Origin of the sequence: Belnapia moabensis DSM 16746 (assembly GCF_000745835.1) — a bacterium.
Taxonomy (GTDB): Bacteria; Pseudomonadota; Alphaproteobacteria; order Acetobacterales; family Acetobacteraceae; genus Belnapia; species Belnapia moabensis.
Genome location: NZ_JQKB01000034.1, coordinates 22,456 through 38,744, shown reverse-complemented (window position 1 = coordinate 38,744; position 16,289 = coordinate 22,456). Strand labels below are relative to the sequence as shown.

The 16,289-nt window shown below is 70.7% G+C and carries 17 protein-coding genes; 10 read left to right on the top strand and 7 right to left on the bottom strand.

Annotation, left to right across the window (positions count from 1 at the left end; all coding sequences use genetic code 11):
* Window positions 1–124 precede the first annotated feature (124 nt).
* The gene (locus EP26_RS18835) at window positions 125–1,105 is read left to right on the top strand and encodes an SDR family NAD(P)-dependent oxidoreductase (RefSeq protein WP_245624451.1); all 981 of its coding nucleotides are present in this window, start codon (window positions 125–127) and stop codon (window positions 1,103–1,105) included.
* Between the two features lie 2 nt (window positions 1,106–1,107).
* On the opposite strand, the gene EP26_RS18830 is transcribed toward EP26_RS18835, so the two are convergent.
* Complete coding sequence (locus EP26_RS18830) at window positions 1,108–1,773, bottom strand: DNA-3-methyladenine glycosylase family protein (RefSeq protein WP_157033617.1); 666 nt, start codon at window positions 1,771–1,773, stop codon at window positions 1,108–1,110.
* Between the two features lie 73 nt (window positions 1,774–1,846).
* On the opposite strand from EP26_RS18830, the gene EP26_RS18825 reads away from it, so the two are divergent.
* Complete coding sequence (locus EP26_RS18825; protein WP_052389368.1) at window positions 1,847–2,242, top strand: gamma-glutamylcyclotransferase family protein; 396 nt, start codon at window positions 1,847–1,849, stop codon at window positions 2,240–2,242.
* Between the two features lies 1 nt (window position 2,243).
* Here EP26_RS18825 and EP26_RS18820 read toward each other — a convergent pair whose 3' ends face one another.
* The gene (locus EP26_RS18820) at window positions 2,244–3,377 is read right to left on the bottom strand and encodes a M20/M25/M40 family metallo-hydrolase (protein ID WP_043340865.1); all 1,134 of its coding nucleotides are present in this window, start codon (window positions 3,375–3,377) and stop codon (window positions 2,244–2,246) included.
* A 120-nt stretch (window positions 3,378–3,497) separates the two neighbouring features.
* Between EP26_RS18820 and EP26_RS18815 the strand changes: the two genes are divergently transcribed.
* Complete coding sequence (locus EP26_RS18815) at window positions 3,498–4,298, top strand: hypothetical protein (RefSeq protein ID WP_043340864.1); 801 nt, start codon at window positions 3,498–3,500, stop codon at window positions 4,296–4,298.
* A 142-nt stretch (window positions 4,299–4,440) separates the two neighbouring features.
* A complete protein-coding gene (locus EP26_RS18810; RefSeq protein WP_043340862.1) occupies window positions 4,441–5,175 on the top strand; it encodes an aspartate/glutamate racemase family protein in 735 nt (244 codons plus the stop codon).
* 6 nt (window positions 5,176–5,181) lie between these two features.
* Here the strand turns inward: EP26_RS18810 and EP26_RS18805 are convergent, their stop codons facing one another.
* Window positions 5,182–6,177, bottom strand: coding sequence for a Bug family tripartite tricarboxylate transporter substrate binding protein (locus EP26_RS18805; RefSeq protein WP_043340861.1), 996 nt, complete (start codon window positions 6,175–6,177; stop codon window positions 5,182–5,184).
* A gap of 230 nt (window positions 6,178–6,407) precedes the next feature.
* Between EP26_RS18805 and EP26_RS18800 the strand changes: the two genes are divergently transcribed.
* The 5 genes from EP26_RS18800 (at window position 6,408) to EP26_RS18775 (ending at window position 11,916) form a co-directional block, all read left to right on the top strand.
* The gene (locus tag EP26_RS18800; RefSeq protein WP_043340860.1) at window positions 6,408–8,198 is read left to right on the top strand and encodes a glucan ABC transporter ATP-binding protein/ permease; all 1,791 of its coding nucleotides are present in this window, start codon (window positions 6,408–6,410) and stop codon (window positions 8,196–8,198) included.
* Between the two features lie 93 nt (window positions 8,199–8,291).
* Entirely contained in the window at window positions 8,292–8,729 is a 438-nt protein-coding gene (locus EP26_RS18795) for a CBS domain-containing protein (protein WP_043340859.1), read from the top strand.
* Between the two features lie 69 nt (window positions 8,730–8,798).
* Entirely contained in the window at window positions 8,799–9,776 is a 978-nt protein-coding gene (gene dctP / locus EP26_RS18790) for a TRAP transporter substrate-binding protein DctP (RefSeq protein WP_043340858.1), read from the top strand.
* 180 nt (window positions 9,777–9,956) lie between these two features.
* On the top strand, window positions 9,957–10,490 hold the full coding sequence (locus EP26_RS18780) for a TRAP transporter small permease (protein ID WP_043340900.1): 534 nt from the start codon (window positions 9,957–9,959) through the stop codon (window positions 10,488–10,490).
* Between the two features lie 4 nt (window positions 10,491–10,494).
* Entirely contained in the window at window positions 10,495–11,916 is a 1,422-nt protein-coding gene (locus EP26_RS18775) for a TRAP transporter large permease (RefSeq protein WP_043340855.1), read from the top strand.
* Window positions 11,917–11,947: 31 nt separating this feature from the next.
* On the opposite strand, the gene EP26_RS36830 is transcribed toward EP26_RS18775, so the two are convergent.
* The 3 genes from EP26_RS36830 to EP26_RS18760 form a co-directional block, all read right to left on the bottom strand.
* Entirely contained in the window at window positions 11,948–12,460 is a 513-nt protein-coding gene (locus EP26_RS36830; protein ID WP_157033616.1) for a hypothetical protein, read from the bottom strand.
* Window positions 12,461–12,584: 124 nt separating this feature from the next.
* Window positions 12,585–12,998, bottom strand: a complete 414-nt coding sequence (locus EP26_RS18765; protein WP_043340853.1) for a VOC family protein — start codon at window positions 12,996–12,998, stop codon at window positions 12,585–12,587.
* Window positions 12,999–13,255: 257 nt separating this feature from the next.
* A complete protein-coding gene (locus EP26_RS18760; protein ID WP_052389366.1) occupies window positions 13,256–14,947 on the bottom strand; it encodes a Na+/H+ antiporter in 1,692 nt (563 codons plus the stop codon).
* Window positions 14,948–15,015: 68 nt separating this feature from the next.
* On the opposite strand from EP26_RS18760, the gene EP26_RS18755 reads away from it, so the two are divergent.
* Window positions 15,016–15,966, top strand: a complete 951-nt coding sequence (locus EP26_RS18755) for a S1C family serine protease (protein WP_052389365.1) — start codon at window positions 15,016–15,018, stop codon at window positions 15,964–15,966.
* Here EP26_RS18755 and EP26_RS18750 read toward each other — a convergent pair.
* Entirely contained in the window at window positions 15,963–16,277 is a 315-nt protein-coding gene (locus tag EP26_RS18750) for an antibiotic biosynthesis monooxygenase family protein (protein ID WP_043340852.1), read from the bottom strand. The genes EP26_RS18755 and EP26_RS18750 overlap by 4 nt on opposite strands.
* Window positions 16,278–16,289 lie beyond the last annotated feature (12 nt).

Genomic DNA, 16,289 nt, shown 5'->3' with positions numbered 1-16,289 from the left:
AAGCCGGAGCCGAGGCGCCCGAATGGCACGGGATGCCATCCCTGAAAAGCACCATTCGCCCCCGCCGGACGGAACGGCCGCCCGCGCCCCCGGTTGAGGCCGCATCCCTGCGAAAGCCGGCCCCTTGCCCCGAGTTCCACTCCTTGCCCTCATCCTCCTCCTCGCCGCCTGCGCCACCCAACCAGGCCGCGAGGAGATCGCCAACCGCACCTATGTCGTCACCGGTGCCTCCAGCGGCTTCGGCCGCGGCGTCGCCACGCGCGTCGGCGCGCAGGGCGCGAATGTCGTCCTCGCCGCCCGCCGCGCCGCAGTGCTGGAGGAGGTGGCCGGCGAGATCCGCGCCGCCGGCGGCCAGGCCCTCGTGGTGCCCACCGATGTCAGCCAGCCCGACCAAGTCGAGGCCCTGGCCACGGCCGCCATGTCCCGCTTCGGCCGCATCGATGTCTGGGTGAACAACGCCGCCGTCGCCAGCATCGGCCGATTCGAGGAGATCCCCGTCGAGGACCACGCCCGCGTCGTCGACGTGAACCTGAAGGGCATCATCTACGGCAGCCATGCAGCACTTCGGCGCTTCCGCGCCCAGGGCGGCGGCACGCTGGTGAACATCGCCTCGGTCGAAGGCCGCGTGCCGCTCGCCTACCACGCGAGCTACAGCGCGACGAAGCACGCCGTCATCGGCCTCGGCAACGCCCTGAACCAGGAACTCCGCCTCGGCGGCCTGCGTGACCGCATCGCCGTCTCGACCGTGCTGCCCTGGGCGGTCGACACGCCCTTCTGGCAGCATGCAGGCAACTACAGCGGCCGCACGCCTCGCATGGTGCTGATGGACGGGCCGGAAGAGGTGGTCGATGCCATCATCCGCACCTCCGTCCGCCCGACGAGCGAGCTGGCGGTCGGCTGGAAGGCGAAGGGCGCCGTCCTCGGCGAGCGCATCTGGCCCGGCCTCGCGGAGCGCATCGCCGGCAACGTGGTCCACCGCGCACAGATGGAAAGCGGCGCCCCCGCCCCGCCGACCGCCGGCTCGCTCTACGCCCCGGTCATGGAAGGCACCGGCGTCGCCGGCAATGCCCGCGCCCGGATGCGGCAGGAGGACGCCGCGCGCTGAGCCTATTGCGGCTTGAATACGGTCCGCTTCGCCGCATCCGCCGCGCGCCAGAGATACCAGGCGGCGACGCTCCGCCAGGGCTTCCACGCCTCACCGATCGCCGCCAGCTCCTTAGGCTTCGGCTGCGCCTCGAGGCCGGCGGCCACCTTCCACCCCTCCCGCACGCCGAAATCATCGACCGGCAGCACATCCGGCCGGCCGAGGGTGAAGATCAGCAGCATCTCCACCGTCCAGCGCCCGACGCCGCGGATGGCGACCAGCCGCTCGATCAGCGCCGCGTCGTCGTAGCGGGCGCAGGCCGCCCGCGTCGGCACCAGCCCGCCCGCCGATTTCTCGGCGATGTCGCGGATCGCTGCGACCTTGGAGCCGGAGAAGCCGCAGCCCCGCATCGCCTCCACCTCCATCGCCAGGATCGCCTCCGGCGGCGGGAAGCCATGCGCCGGGTGCAGCGCCAGCAGCCGGCCGAGGATCGCCTCCGCCGCCCTGCCATGCACCTGCTGATGCGCGATGGCGCGGACCAGCGCCTCATAGGGCTCGCGCGTCACCGGCTCCAGCGTGCAGGGGCCGATCTGCTTGATGACCTTCTTCAGCACCGGGTCGCGCTTCAGCGCGCGCTCGGCGCGGGACCAGTCGGGGCGTTCGGTCTGCTTCGGGCTGTCGCCGGCCATGTCGCTCATCCGGCGCTTCTATCGCGGCCGCCCAGGCTTGCGCCATGCCGCCGGCGCCTGGGATGCTTCGCCCATGCCCGAACTCTACGCCGCCTATGGCAGCAACCTCTCGCATGCGCAGATGCAGGCCCGCTGCCCCGGCGCCACCGTCCATGGCGCGCTGCTGATGCCCGGCTGGCGGCTGGTGCTGCGCAAATTCGCGCTCATCCAGCCCGACCCGGCCAGCGCCTGCCCCATCGGCCTCTGGCAGGTGACCGAGGAGCACATGGCGAGCCTCGACCGCTACGAGGGCCCGCACACCTACGAGCGCACCCGCCTCGCTTTGCCCGATGGCGGCGAGGCCTGGATTTACCACGAACTCGCCTTCCGCCCCGGCCCGCCCTCGGCCGAATACGTGGCGCGGCTGCGCCAGGGCTACCGGGACTTCGGCTTCGACACAGCGCCGCTGGAGGCGGCTCTGGCCGCCTGACTCACACTACCTGCAGCAGCCCGGCCAGCAGCTTCGCCCGCGGCACTAAGCTGTCGAGCAGCAGATGCTCCTCCAGCGTATGCCCACCGGCGCCCTGCACACCGAGCCCGTCGAGCGTCGGGATGCCCATCGCCCCGGTGAAATTGCCGTCCGAGCCGCCGCCCGCGCTCTGCGAGCTGATGTCGAAGCCCATGCTCTGCGCGATCCTCCGCGCCGTGCCGTAAAGCTCCATCCCCCGCGCATCCGGCTCCCAGACCGGCCGCGTCACGCCGCGGCGCACTTCGAGCTGCACGTCGTTCCCCGTCGGCCGCAGCGCCAGCATGGTCTCGACGGCGCGGTCGAGATCCTCCTGGCGCTTGGCCATCGAGAGGCTCTCCGCATCGCAATGCGTCGCCACGCAGTTCACCCACTGCCCGCCATGAATGACGCCGACCGAATAGGTGACGTCGTCATTCGTCAGCGCCTCGATCGCTACGACCTGGCGGCACATCTCGCGGATGGCGCTGCGCCCGTCGGCGAGGCGCGCCCCGGCATGGCTCGGCCGCCCGGTGGTGCGCAGGTTGAAGCGGGCAATGGCATATCGCCCGGTGACGACGCCGCCATCCGGCCGCGCCGGCTCCGGCACCAGCACCACCGCATGGCGCGCCGCCTCCGCCTCGATCAGGTCGCGCGTCGAGGGCGAGCCGATCTCCTCGTCACTGGTCAGCAGCACCGTCACCGGCCGGCTGGTGGCGATGCCGGCGCGGATGAGCTGGCGGATGGCCTCGAGCGCGATCCAGTTGCCGCCCTTCATGTCATAGACGCCGGGGCCGTAGACCCGGTTGCCCTCGACGCGCCAGGGCAGCGGTTCCAGCGTGCCGATGGGGTGGACGGTGTCCATGTGGCCCATCACCAGCACGCCGGGCAGGGACGGATTCGGGTGCGGGAAGGTGGCGCGGACGCAGGGGCCGTAGCCCATCCGGCCGGGGATGGTCTCGATCCGCGCCCCCATAAGAGCGAGGTCGCGCGCCGCGATCTCCATCACGCGGGCGACGGCGGCGGCGTCAAAGGTCGGGCTCTCGCATTCCACCCAAGCACGCAGCCCGGGCAGCATCGCCTCGGCATCGAAGGGCAGGTCGAGGACGGGCTGGTCCATGCGGCATCTCCGGTTGGCAGGGGAGGGAGCCTGTATCCGCCGGCGCCATCCGGCAATGGCATCCTTCCGCTGATGCGCTTGCCCTGCCGCCCGAGCCTGCCGGCTGCTAGGCTCCCGCGCATGACCCTGCCGCCCCCCCGCCTCATCCCCCAGGCCGGCCCCGCCGCCTGGGCCGGCTCCGCCCTTACCCCCGCCGACTGGATGATCCCGGCCGGCGCCGAGGCCGCGGCCGAGCTGGCCGAGCCCGATGCGGCGCAGCGGCCCCAGCTCACCGCCCTGCTGCGCCAGGTCGCCGAGCGGCTGGACGATGGCCGCGGCTTCTGCCTGCTGCGCGGCCTCAACCTCGACCGCCTGGCCGAGCCGGAGGCGGCGCTGCTCGCCCTCGGCGGCCTGCTCGGCCGTCCCTTGCCGCCGGAGGCCGCCGCGACGCCGGCCGGCTTTCATGCCGACCCGGCGGATATCCTCGCCCTGCTCTGCCTCGGCAGCCTGGCCGAGGGTGCCGTCAGCCTGGTCGCCGCCGCCGCCCTGCACAATGCGCTGCTGAAGGCCGACCGCGCCGCCCTCACCGTGCTGCACCGCGACTTCCCCTATGGCGAGGCGGCTGCTCAGCCGGTCTTCGCCACGGCCGAGGGCGCCTTCCTCAGCCATCTCGACCGCGCCGCCATGGCCGCGGCGCGGCTGGACCCCGCCCAGCAGGCGGCGCTCGACGCGCTGGAGGCCGTCGCCGCCGCGCCCGGCCAGGCCCTCGCCCTGCCGCTGCATGCCGGCGACCTGCTGCTGGTGAACCCACGCCTGGTCTGGCTGCGCCTCGCCGCCGAGTCCGCCGCCCTGCTGCGCCGGCTCCGTCTCGACCGTCCCGGCCCGCGCTCGCTGCCTGCCACCTTCCGCCAGGCGGCCTCCAACCCCATGGTCGGGGGCTGAGAACTCTCCACAGGACCGCTGCGCGGCTTTGCAGGGGAGGCGGAGAATTTCGCTTCGCGTCCCGAGGTCTTCCACAGCCTTCCGCGGCAAAGCCGTGCGAGGGCACCGGCCAGGAGCCGGCTTTGCGAGGTGGTCTGAACCGATGCGCATCCTCGTCGCCAATGCCAACACCACCGAGGCCATCACCGGGCTCTGCGCCGCCGCCGCCCGAGCCGCTGCCAGCCCGGGGACGGAGATCCTGCCGGCGACGCCGCGCTTCGGCCCGGCCGTGATCTCCTCCCGCGCCGAGAACATCGTCGCCGGCCACGCCCTGCTGGAGCTGCTCGCCACCCATGCGGGCCAAGTCGATGCGGTGCTGCTGGCCGTCAGCCACGACACCGCGCTGGAGGCCGCCCGCCAGATCATGCCCTGTCCGGTGGTCGGCATGACCGAGGCCGCCTGCCTCACCGCCTGCCTCGCCGGCGGGCGCTTCGGCCTGGTGACCTTCGGGGGGACGGAAACCTACCGCGAGCGCATCGCTCAGCACGGGCTGAGCGTCCGCCTGGTCGGCCTCACCGGCATCGATGCGACGCCGCAGGACGCGGTGCGTGACCCGGAGGATGTGGCGCGAAGGCTGCAATCCGCCATCGCTCGCCTCGCCACCGAGGGAGCCGATTCGGTGGTGCTCGGCGGCGCCGCGCTGGCCGGCATGGCGCCCAAGCTGCAGCCCCACTCGCCGGTGCCGCTGCTCGACGGCATCGCCTGCGGCGTCCGGCTGCTAGAGATGCTGGTCGCGCTCGGGCTACCGAAGCCGGGGCTCGGCAGCTTCGCCGCCCCGCGCGGGAGGGAGGTCGGCGGCGTCGATCCGGCGCTCGCCGCCCTGTTCCGCGGCGGCTGAGGCCGGCTACTCGGCCGTCGCCCCCGACTTCCGCACCACCTCGGTCCATTTGGCGATCTCGGCCTGGATGAAGCGCTCGAAGGCCGCGGGCGTGGTGCCGCCATCCGGCGTCAGCCCCGGCGCCATCCCGCCGAGATCGGCGATCTTCGCCCGCGTCTCCGGCTCTTTCACGATGGCATCGATCGTGGTGCCGAGCCGGTCGATGATCGGCCGCGGCGTCCGCGCCGGCGCCTGCACACCGAACCAGGCCGTCGCCTCCACATCGGGGAAGCCGGCCTCGGCCGTGGTCGGCACGTCGGGTAGGGCGGAGCTGCGCTGCTTCGTCGTCACCGCCAGCGGCCGCAGCCGCCCCTCGCGCAGATGGCCGATGACGGAGGGCAGGTTATCCACCGCCACCTCGATCCGCCCGGCGATCACCTCCTGCAGCATCGGCCCCGCGCCGCGGAAGGGGACGTGCTGCATCTGGATGCCTGCCACGGACTTCAGCAGCTCTCCGGTCAGGTGCAGCGAGGTGCCGATGCCGGAGCTGCCGTTGTTGAGCTGCCCCGGCCGCGCCTTGACGTAGTCCACCAGCTCCTTGAGCGTCTTCACCGGCAGGGCGTTGGTGACGAAGATGGCATTCGGCACCTGCAGCATCAGCCCCGCCCCCGCCAGGGCGTCGGGCTTGTAGGGCATCTTCGCCCCGTAGAGGCTGTAGTTGATCGCCCCGGAGCTCACGGTACACATCAGCAGGGTGTAGCCGTCGGGATCGGCATGGACGACGGCATCCGAGCCGATATTGCCGCCCGCGCCGGGCCGGTTCTCGACGATGACGTTCTGCCCGAGCCGCTGGGTCAGCCGCTCGGCCAGGATGCGCGCCGCGATGTCGGTGGTGCCAGCTGGGGTGAAGGGTACGACCAGCCGCACCGGACGGGCTGGCCAGGCCTCCTGGGCCCGGACAGTGGCCGGGGCGGCGAGCAGGCCTGCCCCGGCGGCGAGCGCCGCGCGGCGAGTCACGATCATTGGAAGTCCCTCCCGGTTCTTATCCGGCAAAGGTGGCGATGCGCCCGGGGCGCCGTCAACCCTCCCGCCACGGGATCGTTCCGCAAAACGCAGGGAACTCCCGGCGCCTTCCGCCGATCCCATTCCGGTGTTGCCGGAATGGCAGTCTTGCCGATAGGCGGGGCTTGCCTATTACGGCGATGGATTGCGCCCGGCGCCGCCGGGCAGGGACCACTCACAGGGGCGCCGGGATGGATTTTGTCAGGCTCTACGGGCGGGTCCTGAAGCTGCTGTCGAAGGACCGCTGGGTGGCGGTCGGCCTCGCCATCGCCAATGTCGCGCTGGCCGGGCTGCTCTTCCTCGAGCCGGTGCTGTTCGGCCGCGTGGTGGACGTGCTCTCCCATGCCTCGACCAGCACACGGGAGCAGGTCTGGGAACGCGCCTTCGCCCTGCTCTCGCTCTGGTGCGCCGTCGGCCTCTCCGGCATCGGCGCGACCGTCGCCGTCTCGCTGCTCGCCGACCGGATGGCGCACCGCAACCGCCTCGTCTCCATGCATCGCTATTTCGAGCATGTCCTTGCCCTGCCGCTCTCCTTCCATGGCGACATCCAGTCCGGCCGGTTGATGAAGGTGATGCTGGTCGGCGCGGATAACATGTTCAGCATCTGGCTCGCCTTCTTCCGCGACCATCTCTCGACCTTCGTGGCCGCCCTCGTCCTGCTGCCGCTGACGCTCGCGATGAACTGGCGGCTTGGCCTGCTGCTCCTTGGCCTGGTCGTGGTCTTCGCCGTCATCACCGCCTTCGTCATCCGCCAGACCGAGACGGCGCAGGGCAAGGTGGAGATGTTCCAGTCCCGCCTTGCCGGCACCGCGCAGGATGCGCTCTCCAACGTCATCGTCGTGCAATCCTTCACCCGGATGTCGAGCGAGGCGCGGATGTTCGGCGACATCGTGCGCCAGGTGATGGACCACCAATTCCCTGTGCTGAACTGGTGGGCTGTCGTCTCCGTCCTGACCCGCGCGGCCAGCACGCTCACAGTGATCGCCATCTTCATCCTCGGCACCGTGCTGCATCTCGACGGCAAGGCGACGGTTGGCGAGATTGTCAGCTTCATGGGCTTTGCCACCCTGCTGATCAGCAAGCTGGAGGGCGCCGTCGCCTTCGTCTCGCGCCTGGTCTTCCAGGGCCCCGGCATCGCCGAGTTCTTCGAGGTGCTGGACGCCCGCACCAGCGTGCCTGAGCGCCCGAGCGCGCTCTCGCTCGGCCGCGCCTCCGGCCAGGTCGTCTTCGAGAAGGTCGGCTTCGCCTATCCGGGCGGCACCCGCATCCTCTCCGATGTCGATTTCCGTGCCGATCCCGGCCGCACCATCGCCCTCGTCGGCCAGACCGGTGCCGGCAAGTCGACGGCGATGGCGCTGCTGCAGCGGCTGTGGGATCCGGTGGCCGGCCGTGTCACCCTCGACGGTCACGACCTGCGCGACATCACCCTCGACAGCCTGCGACGCAATATCGGCGTGGTCTTCCAGGAGAGCATGCTCTTCAACCGGACGATCAAGGACAACCTGCTGGTCGGCAGGCCGGAAGCGACTCAGGAAGAACTGGAGCGCGCCTGCCGCATGGCCGAGGCGCATGACTTCATCATCCGCCAGCCGAAGGGCTACGACACGCTGGTCGGCGAACGCGGCGCCAGCCTCTCCGGCGGCCAGCGCCAGCGCCTGGCGATCGCTCGTGCGCTGCTGAAGGACCCGCCGGTGCTGATCCTCGACGAGGCGACCAGCGCGCTCGACGCCGCGACCGAGGCGCGGGTGCAGAAGGCGCTCGCGGCGCTGATGGCCGGCCGCACCACCTTCATCATCGCACACCGGCTCTCGACCGTGCGCGATGCCGACGAAATCCTCGTCTTCGAGGGCGGCCGGATCATGGAGCGCGGCACCTTCGACGCGCTGGTCCAGCAGGGCGGCCGTTTCGCCGAGCTGGTGAAGACCCAGCTCACCGCCAGCGCCCCGCTGACGGCCGCGCAGCCCGTGAAGGCGGCGGAATGAGCGGCGTCGCGGCGTCGCTTTTGCTTGCAACCGGCTCGTGCGGCAGCGCAGCCTGAGGCCCAAGGGGACAACACAGCCCGAGGGAGCACGCCCATGGTCATCGCCGGAATCCTGAAGACGAAGGGCAACCGCGTCATCGCGCTCAGGCCCGACCAGACGATCCTTGACGCCGCGCGGCTGCTCGACGAGCACCGCATCGGCGCCGCCCTGGTGCGCGGCCCTGGCGGCGAGCTGCTCGGCATCCTGAGCGAGCGGGACATCATCCGCGGCATGGCGGCGCATGGCCCCGGCACCACCGGCCTCCAGGCGACGCAGTTCATGACCCGCGACCTCGTCACCATCCGCCCCGAGACCCTGGTGACCGAGGCCCTCTCGCTGATGACCCAGCGCCGGGTGCGCCACCTGCCGGTGCTCGATTCTGGCGGCGGGCTGGTCGGCATGGTTTCGATCGGCGACTTGGTGAAGGCCCGCATCGAAGCCGCCGAGCAGGAGGCGGAGGAGCTGAAGCATTACGTGGTCTCGGCCGGCTGACGCCTCTTGTTGAGGGGGTGACTTCCGGGCTTCACTCGGCCCCGGTAACGATACCGGGGGCTTTCACGCATGACCATCACCCGTCGCGCCGCGCTGGCGATGCCGAGCCTGCTCGCCATACCGGCCCTGGCCCGGGCCCAGGCCAAATGGCAGCTCGCCAGCGCCTATCCGGACGGCAACTACCACACCCGCAACCTGGCTGAATTCTGCACCGATGTGGACCAGGCGACCGGCAGCAAGCTGCAGATCCAGCTGCACAGCAACGCCTCGCTCCTGCCCATGCCGCAGATCAAGCGCGGCGTGCAGACCGGACAGGTGCAAATCGGCGAGATGCTGCTGACCGCCTATTCCAACGAGGACCCGTTCTTCGACGCCGATGCCGTGCCCTTCCTCGTGGCCGACTTCGCCGGCGCGCGGAAGCTGGCCGACCTGCAGCGCCCCTATATCGAGGCGCGCCTCGCCCGCCAGGGGCTGTCGCTGCTCTACACAGTCGGCTGGACACCGGCCGGCTTCTACACCCAGGTGCCGCTGACCAGCCTCGACGTGCTGAAGGGCAGCCGCTTCCGCACCTTCAGCCCGCTGACCAACCGCTTCGCCGCCCTGGTCGGCGCCAATCCGGTGCTGGTGCAGCAGGCCGAGCTGGCCCAGGCCTTCGCCACCGGCATCGCCACCGCCATGGTGACGAGCGCCCAGACCGGCGTCGACACCTCCGCCTGGGACTATGCCAAGGTCTTCACCCCGGCAGCCTTCTCGATGACGAAGAATGCCGTCATCATTTCGCGCCGCGCATTGCAGGCCCTGCCGGCCGACCAGCAGGCGGCGGTGCAGGCCATGGCGAAGAAGGCCGAGGATCGCGGATGGGCCTTGGCCGAGGCGGCGCAGAATGCCTCCGTGGCGAGGCTCGCCGAGAAGGGCGTCACGATCGGCACCGTGCCGCCGAACGTCATGGCCGAGCTGAAGAAGATCGGCGACACCATGACCGAGGAATGGGTCCAACGCGCGGGCGAGGATGGCCGCAAGCTGGTCGATGCGCTGCGCGCCAGCTGACCATGACCGGGGCGATGCTGCCTGCTTCGCGGGCAGCATCGCCTGCCGATCCCGTTTCTACCTGGCCACGGCCCTTGCGGGCCCCTGGCCACGCGGCGATGGTGCCCCGCCGGGACTCGCCATCAGGGGGCTTGCATTGATGCCGTTCATCCGCCGCGCCTTCGAGAGTTGCTGACCCGCATGCGCCGTCTGCTCGATGCGCTCTACGCCCTGGGTGCCGGCCTCGCCGCCCTGTCGCTCTTCGCAATCTTCTGCGTGATGATGGCGCAGGTCACGATGCGGGAGATGCAGCTCCAGCTGCCCGCCGCCGACGACATCAGCGCCTATCTCTGCGTGTCCACCACATTCTTCGCGCTGGCCGCCACCTTCAAGCGCGGCGAGCTGATCCGTGTCGGCATGGCGCTCGACCGGCTCGGCCCCGCCGCGCGGCGCTGGGCGGAGCTGCTGGTGCTGGCGCTGGCCGCCGCCCTCGTCGCCTACATCACCGCCTGGACCGCGCAGGACATGTGGTTCAGCTGGGAGATCGAGGAGGTGGCGCAGGGTACCGTGCCCATCCCGCTCTGGATTCCGAAGCTCGCCGTTCCCCTGGGCACCGGACTGCTGCTGATCGCCATCCTCGACGAACTCGTCATCGTGCTGCGCGGCGCCAGGCCGAGCTACGTCGTCGCAGCCGAGGAGCGCAGCGCGACCGGCGACTTCTCGGCGGAGGTCTGAACCGATGGATCTGCTGTCCTTCGCCCTCCTGCTGCTGGTGCTGCTCTGCGTCCTGCTCGGCGCCGGGCTCTGGATTGCCATGTCGCTCGCGGCCGTCGGCTATGTCGCCATGGTCTTCGTGCATCCGAGCCCCGGCCTCTTTCTCGCCTCCTCGTTCTGGGAGGCAACCGGCTCCTGGACGCTCGCCGCGCTGCCGATGTTCGTCTGGATGGGCGAGATCCTGTTCCGCACCAAGCTGTCGGAGGAGCTGTTCAACGGCCTCGCTCCCTGGGTCCGGCGGATCCCGGGCGGGTTGCTGCACGTCAACATCCTCGCCTGCGGCATTTTTGGGAGCGTCTCCGGCTCCTCCGCCGCGACCTGCGCGACGGTCTCGAAGATCGCACTGCCGGAGCTGAAGCGGCGCGGCTATGACGAGAACGTCGCGGTTGGCTCGCTTGCGACCTCCGGCACGCTCGGCATCCTGATCCCGCCCTCGATCATCATGGTGGTCTACGCGGTGGCGGCCGAGGTCTCGATCATCCGCGTCTTCATCGCCGGCTGCATTCCGGGCTTGCTCGTGATGCTGCTGTTCAGCGCCTATATCGCCGTCTGGGCGCTGCTCAACCCGGGCAAGCAGCCCAAAGCCGAGCCGCGGATGAGCTTCGCCGAGAAGATGCGGGCCAGTGCGAAGCTCATCCCCTGCGCCGTCCTCATCGTCGTCGTCATCGGCACCATGTTCGTCGGCTGGGCGACGGCGACGGAGGCGGCAGCCTTCGGCGTGCTCGGCTCGCTGCTGATGGCGGCCGGCTGGCGCACCGGCGCGGTGCTGCTGGCGGCCGATCTGTTGGCATGGGCCTTCGGCCTCGTCGGCTTCTCGCAAGCTTGGCCGATCGCCTTCTTCGCGCTGCTCGGCCTTGCCGCCGGCGAGAGCGTGCTGACCTGGCAGGCCTTCATCGACAGCGTGAAGGGTGCGACGCGCCTCTCCTGCATGATCATGTTCATCCTGGCGGGCGCGGCCTTCCTCACCAAGGCGATGGCGCTGACAGGCATCCCTGCGGCGCTGGCCGAGGGGGTCGTGCACCTCAACCTAGGCCCCTATGGGCTGATCGCCATCCTCACCGTCGTCTATGTGCTGCTCGGCACGGCGCTCGACGGCGTGTCGATGATCGTGCTGACCACCTCCATTGTCATCCCGCTCGTGCAGCAGGCGGGCTTCGACCTGGTGTGGTTCGGCATCTTCATCGTGCTGCTGGTGGAGATCGCCGAGATCACCCCGCCGGTCGGCTTCAACCTCTTCGTCATGCAGACCATGACAGGGAAGGAGCAGACCGAGGTGGCGATGGCCAGCCTGCCCTTCTTCCTCATGCTGGTGCTGACGGTTGTGCTGTGCACCATCTTTCCGGTGACGTTGGTCACCGGACTGCCGGACTACCTGCTGTCGCGGTAGCGGGGCCGGAGCCCCGCTGCCGCATCTGCCTTCACCGCATCGGCGCTGCGTTGTTCATGCTGTTGCCGGCCGGCGCGGTGCCGGTGGCGGGTGGCGTCGCATCGCCGCGCGGGCCCATGCCGCTGCCGGTCGTGCCGGGCGTGTTGGTCGTGGTCGTGCCGGTGCTGCTCGGCGTGCCGACCATCCCGCCGCCCATATAGGCGCGATCCGCTTCACTGACCGGACGGCGCGCAGCCGCCTGCGAGCGGCGCGTGCCTTGGCGCGTGGCGTTGTTCCGGTCGAGGGGGGTGCGTACCTCCGGGTTGCTCCAGGGCGGCGTGCCGAGATTGACGTCGCGCGGGCTGGTCGTCGCACCGGTCACCGCGCCGGCGCCGGCCCCGATCGCGGCCCCGGCCAGTACGCCCACCGGACCGCCCAGCGCACCGACGCCGGCGCCCGTCGCCGCGCCCGCCGCCGCGCCGCCGGTCGTGCGGTCCGTGCTGTTGGTCCCGCAGGCCGCCAGCGCCAGCGCCAGTCCAGCCGCGCCCAGGATCTTCCAGGTCATGTGTTCCTCCATCCCTTGCCGTTCGCTCCGGGATGGCGGCGCATCGGCGCTGCCGTCCCGCGCAAACCGGAACGCCTCCGCGCTGAAATGGTTGCGTTGATGGTGCCGAACCGACACGGGGATGTCAGTCGGGCTCCGGCCAATCCGGGCGGTCGAAGCGCTGGATCTCGAGCAGGTAGCCCGCCGGGTCGCGGAAGAAGAAATGGGTGATGCCGGTCGCCGCATTCGCCGCAGGCGCCGCCTCGACCGCCGCACCTTCGGCGAGCAGATGCGCGTGCCAGGCCTCCACCGCTGGCGTGACGAGCGTCAGCACCACGCCCCCTTCAGAGCGCGGCTCTCGCCCCTGGCGTGGTCCGCGTGCCTTCACCACACCGAGGAAGGCTCGGCTGCCGCCCGTCGCATAGATGGCGGCGAAGCCCTGATCCTGCACCAGCTCGAGGCCAAGCACCCGCCCGTAGAAATCCCGGCAGGCCGCAGGGTCCTCGGCATAGAGGAAGGTGATCTGCTGCGCAAAAGGCGGCGGGCGAGGGGAGGGCATGCGGCATCCTCCCCGGGCTTGGCAGTGTGGGCAATCCTGGTCTTCGGCTCGGAATGGCCATCCTCGCTTTGAAGGTGCCGAGAGGCCTATCCATGCAGCCACCAATCACGCTGCATGAACCCGCTTGGCTGCGTGGATTCATGGCCTTCCTCATGCGAGCAACGGCTCGACAAGCTCGGCGCCGCCGGCAAGGCGCTGACACCGACCGAAACCCTGCTGGCGGGCATCCGGGACGAACAGCGGGCCCGGCGAAAGCCCTAAATCGCGCCTTTCACAATCGCCCCACTGACCGCCGCTGGTTCTTCGGCGGCGGCAGCCGCCGCTTCCATCGCCTTCCGCCGCTTGGCGTCCTCGCGCTTTTGCCGCTCGGTCCGGTCGTCGCCGAGCACTTGGCGAATTCGCAGTTCCTCCAGGTCGAGCTCCTGCTCGAGCTTCACCAGCCCTTCTTCATGGAGATGCCCGGCCTGGTAATGGGCGATGAGCTGCTGGCGTGCAGCCTCGATCGCTGCCAGCCGGATGCGTCGCCGCGCCGTCCGTTCGGCGACCGCCGCCCCCTGGTTGGTCGCCGTCCGGTGGAGGTGCCCCGCCCGGTCGCGAAATTCATGGACCAGGTCGGCGGCGATGGCGCCCTCCAGCGGGTCCTCCATCCGCCGCTCGATCTCGGCCAGCGCCGCCACCGCGAGCAGCCGCCGCCCTTCCGCCTCCTCCGGGTCGATGCCGTTCGGATGCGGCGGCAGCGTCACGCCGAGGCGCTGGATCAGCCATTCCAGCGTCGTCCCCTGCAGCACCAGCGTCGCTAGGATGGCGGTGAAGGCGAGGAAGACGATCAGGTCGCGCTCCGGGAAATCCTCCGGCAGGGCGAGCGCCGCGGCGAGGCTCACCACGCCCCGCATCCCGGCCCAGCCCACGATCGCGATATGCCGCAGGTCCGGCATCGGGTCCCGCCGCCTGAGCGCCGGGATGCGCCTCGGCAGCCAGCTTGAGGCGTAGACCCAGACGAAGCGCGACAGGATCAGCGCCAGCGCGATGCCCCCTGCGATGCCGGCGAGGCCTAGCATGCCCCGTCCGGCGATGCGCTCCAGCACATGGTTGAGCTGCAGGCCGATCAGCAGGAAGACGAGGCTGTTCAGGATGAATTCGACGAAGCGCCACACCGTGCTCATCGTCACGCGCGCGTTGTAGGTGAAAACGGTGTGCTGCGCCCGGCCGAAGACCAGCCCCGTCGTCACCACCGCCATGACGCCTGAGACATGCAGCGCCTCGCCCGCCAGGTAGGAGGCATAGGCGGCAAGGAAGCCCGTCGTCGTCTCCAGCATGCTGTCGTCGAGGCGCGGCAGGACCCAGAGCGCGGCCTTGCCGACTGCCCACCCCACCACGATTCCGCCAATGGCGAGCATGAGGAAGCTCGCCGCCCCGCTCGCTGCGCCGATGGTGCCGCTCGCCAGCGCCGCGGCCACCGCCAGCTTGTAGAGCACGAGCGAGGAAGCGTCGTTGATGAGGCTCTCCCCCTCCAGCACGGTGACGATGCGCCGCGGCAGCCGCAGCCGTTGCAACACGGCGCCGGCCGCCACTGCATCGGGCGGTGCGACGATGGCGCCGAGGGCGAGCGCCGCCGCCCAGGGCAGCTCCGGCACCAGCCAGTGCGCCACGGTGCCAATGGCGAAGGCCGTGAAGATCACGGCTCCCACCGCCAGAAGCAGGATCGGGGTGAGGTTGCTGCGGAAGGCGCGCCAGTCCGTGCGGAAGGCGCTCACCTGCAGCAGCGGCGGCAGGAAGAAGGCGAGCGCCACATCCGGGTCGAGCCGCAACTCGGGCACGGCAGGGATGAGCGCCAGCACCATTCCGCCGAGGACGAGGATGACCGCATAGGGCAGCTTCAGCCGCCGCGCGAGCAGCGCGAAGCCGATGCAGGCGCCGATCAGCGCGAGGAGGAGTTCGACGAGGTCCATGCCTGCTTCTACCCGCCCGATCGGCCCGGTTGCGAGTGGGCCCGACCGATTCCCATCTCCCTGGAGCCATGCCCGATATCCTGCCGCCCCCGGATTCCTATCTCCTCGATGCCTATTCCCGTGCCGTCACCGCGGCGGTGGAGCGCGCCGGCCCCGCGGTGCTGCATGTCGCAGTACGCGGCAGGCGAGGGCAGGGGACGGGCTCCGGCGTCATCGTCTCGCCCGATGGGCTGGTGCTGACCAACGCCCATGTCGTCGCCGGCGCCGAGGCGGTGCAGGTGACAACCGCGGAGGGACGCCCGATGCCGGCCCGCCTGCTCGGCGAGGACCGCGACACCGACCTTGCGCTACTCCGCGCCGAGGCGCCGGTGGCGCTGCCCACGGCCGAGCTCGGCGACTCCGCGGCGCTGCGCGTCGGCCAGCTGGCGATCGCCATCGGCAACCCGCTCGGCTTCTCCTCGACGGTGACGGCTGGGGTGGTGAGCGCCCTCGGCCGCAGCCTTGCCGGCCGCGGCGGCCGCCCGATCGAGGACCTCGTGCAAACCGACGCGGCGCTGAACCCCGGCAATTCCGGCGGCGCCCTTGTCGACAGCGCCGGGCGCGTGATCGGCGTCAACACCGCGATCATCGCCGGCGCGCAGGGGCTCTGCTTCGCCGTCGCAGCCAATACGGCGCAGTTGGTCCTGGGCGAGCTGATACGCTTCGGCCGCGTCCGCCGCGCCAGCCTGGGCCTGACCGGCCAGCGCGAGGCCGTCCCCCGTCGCTTGGCCCGCGCTGCCGGGACCGAGCAGGAGACGGGGGTGGTCGTCACTGCATTGCAGCCTGATGGCCCCGCTGCCCGCGCCGGCCTCGCTCCGGGCGACCTCCTGCTCCGCATCGGTGACCAGTCCGTCACCGGGATCGATGCACTGCTGCGCTGGCTCACCGCCGAGCGAGTCGGCGAGCCGGTGGAGGTGCTGATCCTGCGCCGGGGTGACCCGCGGCGCCTCCGCCTCGTGCCGGGCGAGCGGGGCAGCTAGCCCTTCAGGGTCTGGATCGGCTCGAAGCCCTCGAATTCCGGATGGCCGAGATAGAGCGGCCGCGTCCCGCCCGCATTGCGGTGCGCCATACGGAAGGCTTCGGACTTGGTCCAGTCCTCGAAGGCCTCTCGGCTCGCCCAGATGGTGTGCGAGGCATAGAGGGTGTGGTCCTCCTTCTTCGGCCCCCGCAGCAGTCGGAACTCCACGAAGCCCGGCACGGTGTTGAGCTTCGAATCGCGGGAGAGCCACAATTCTTCGAACTCCGCCTCGGCGCCGGGCATGACGCGGAAGCGGTTCATGGCGATGAACATCGGCCTCGTTTC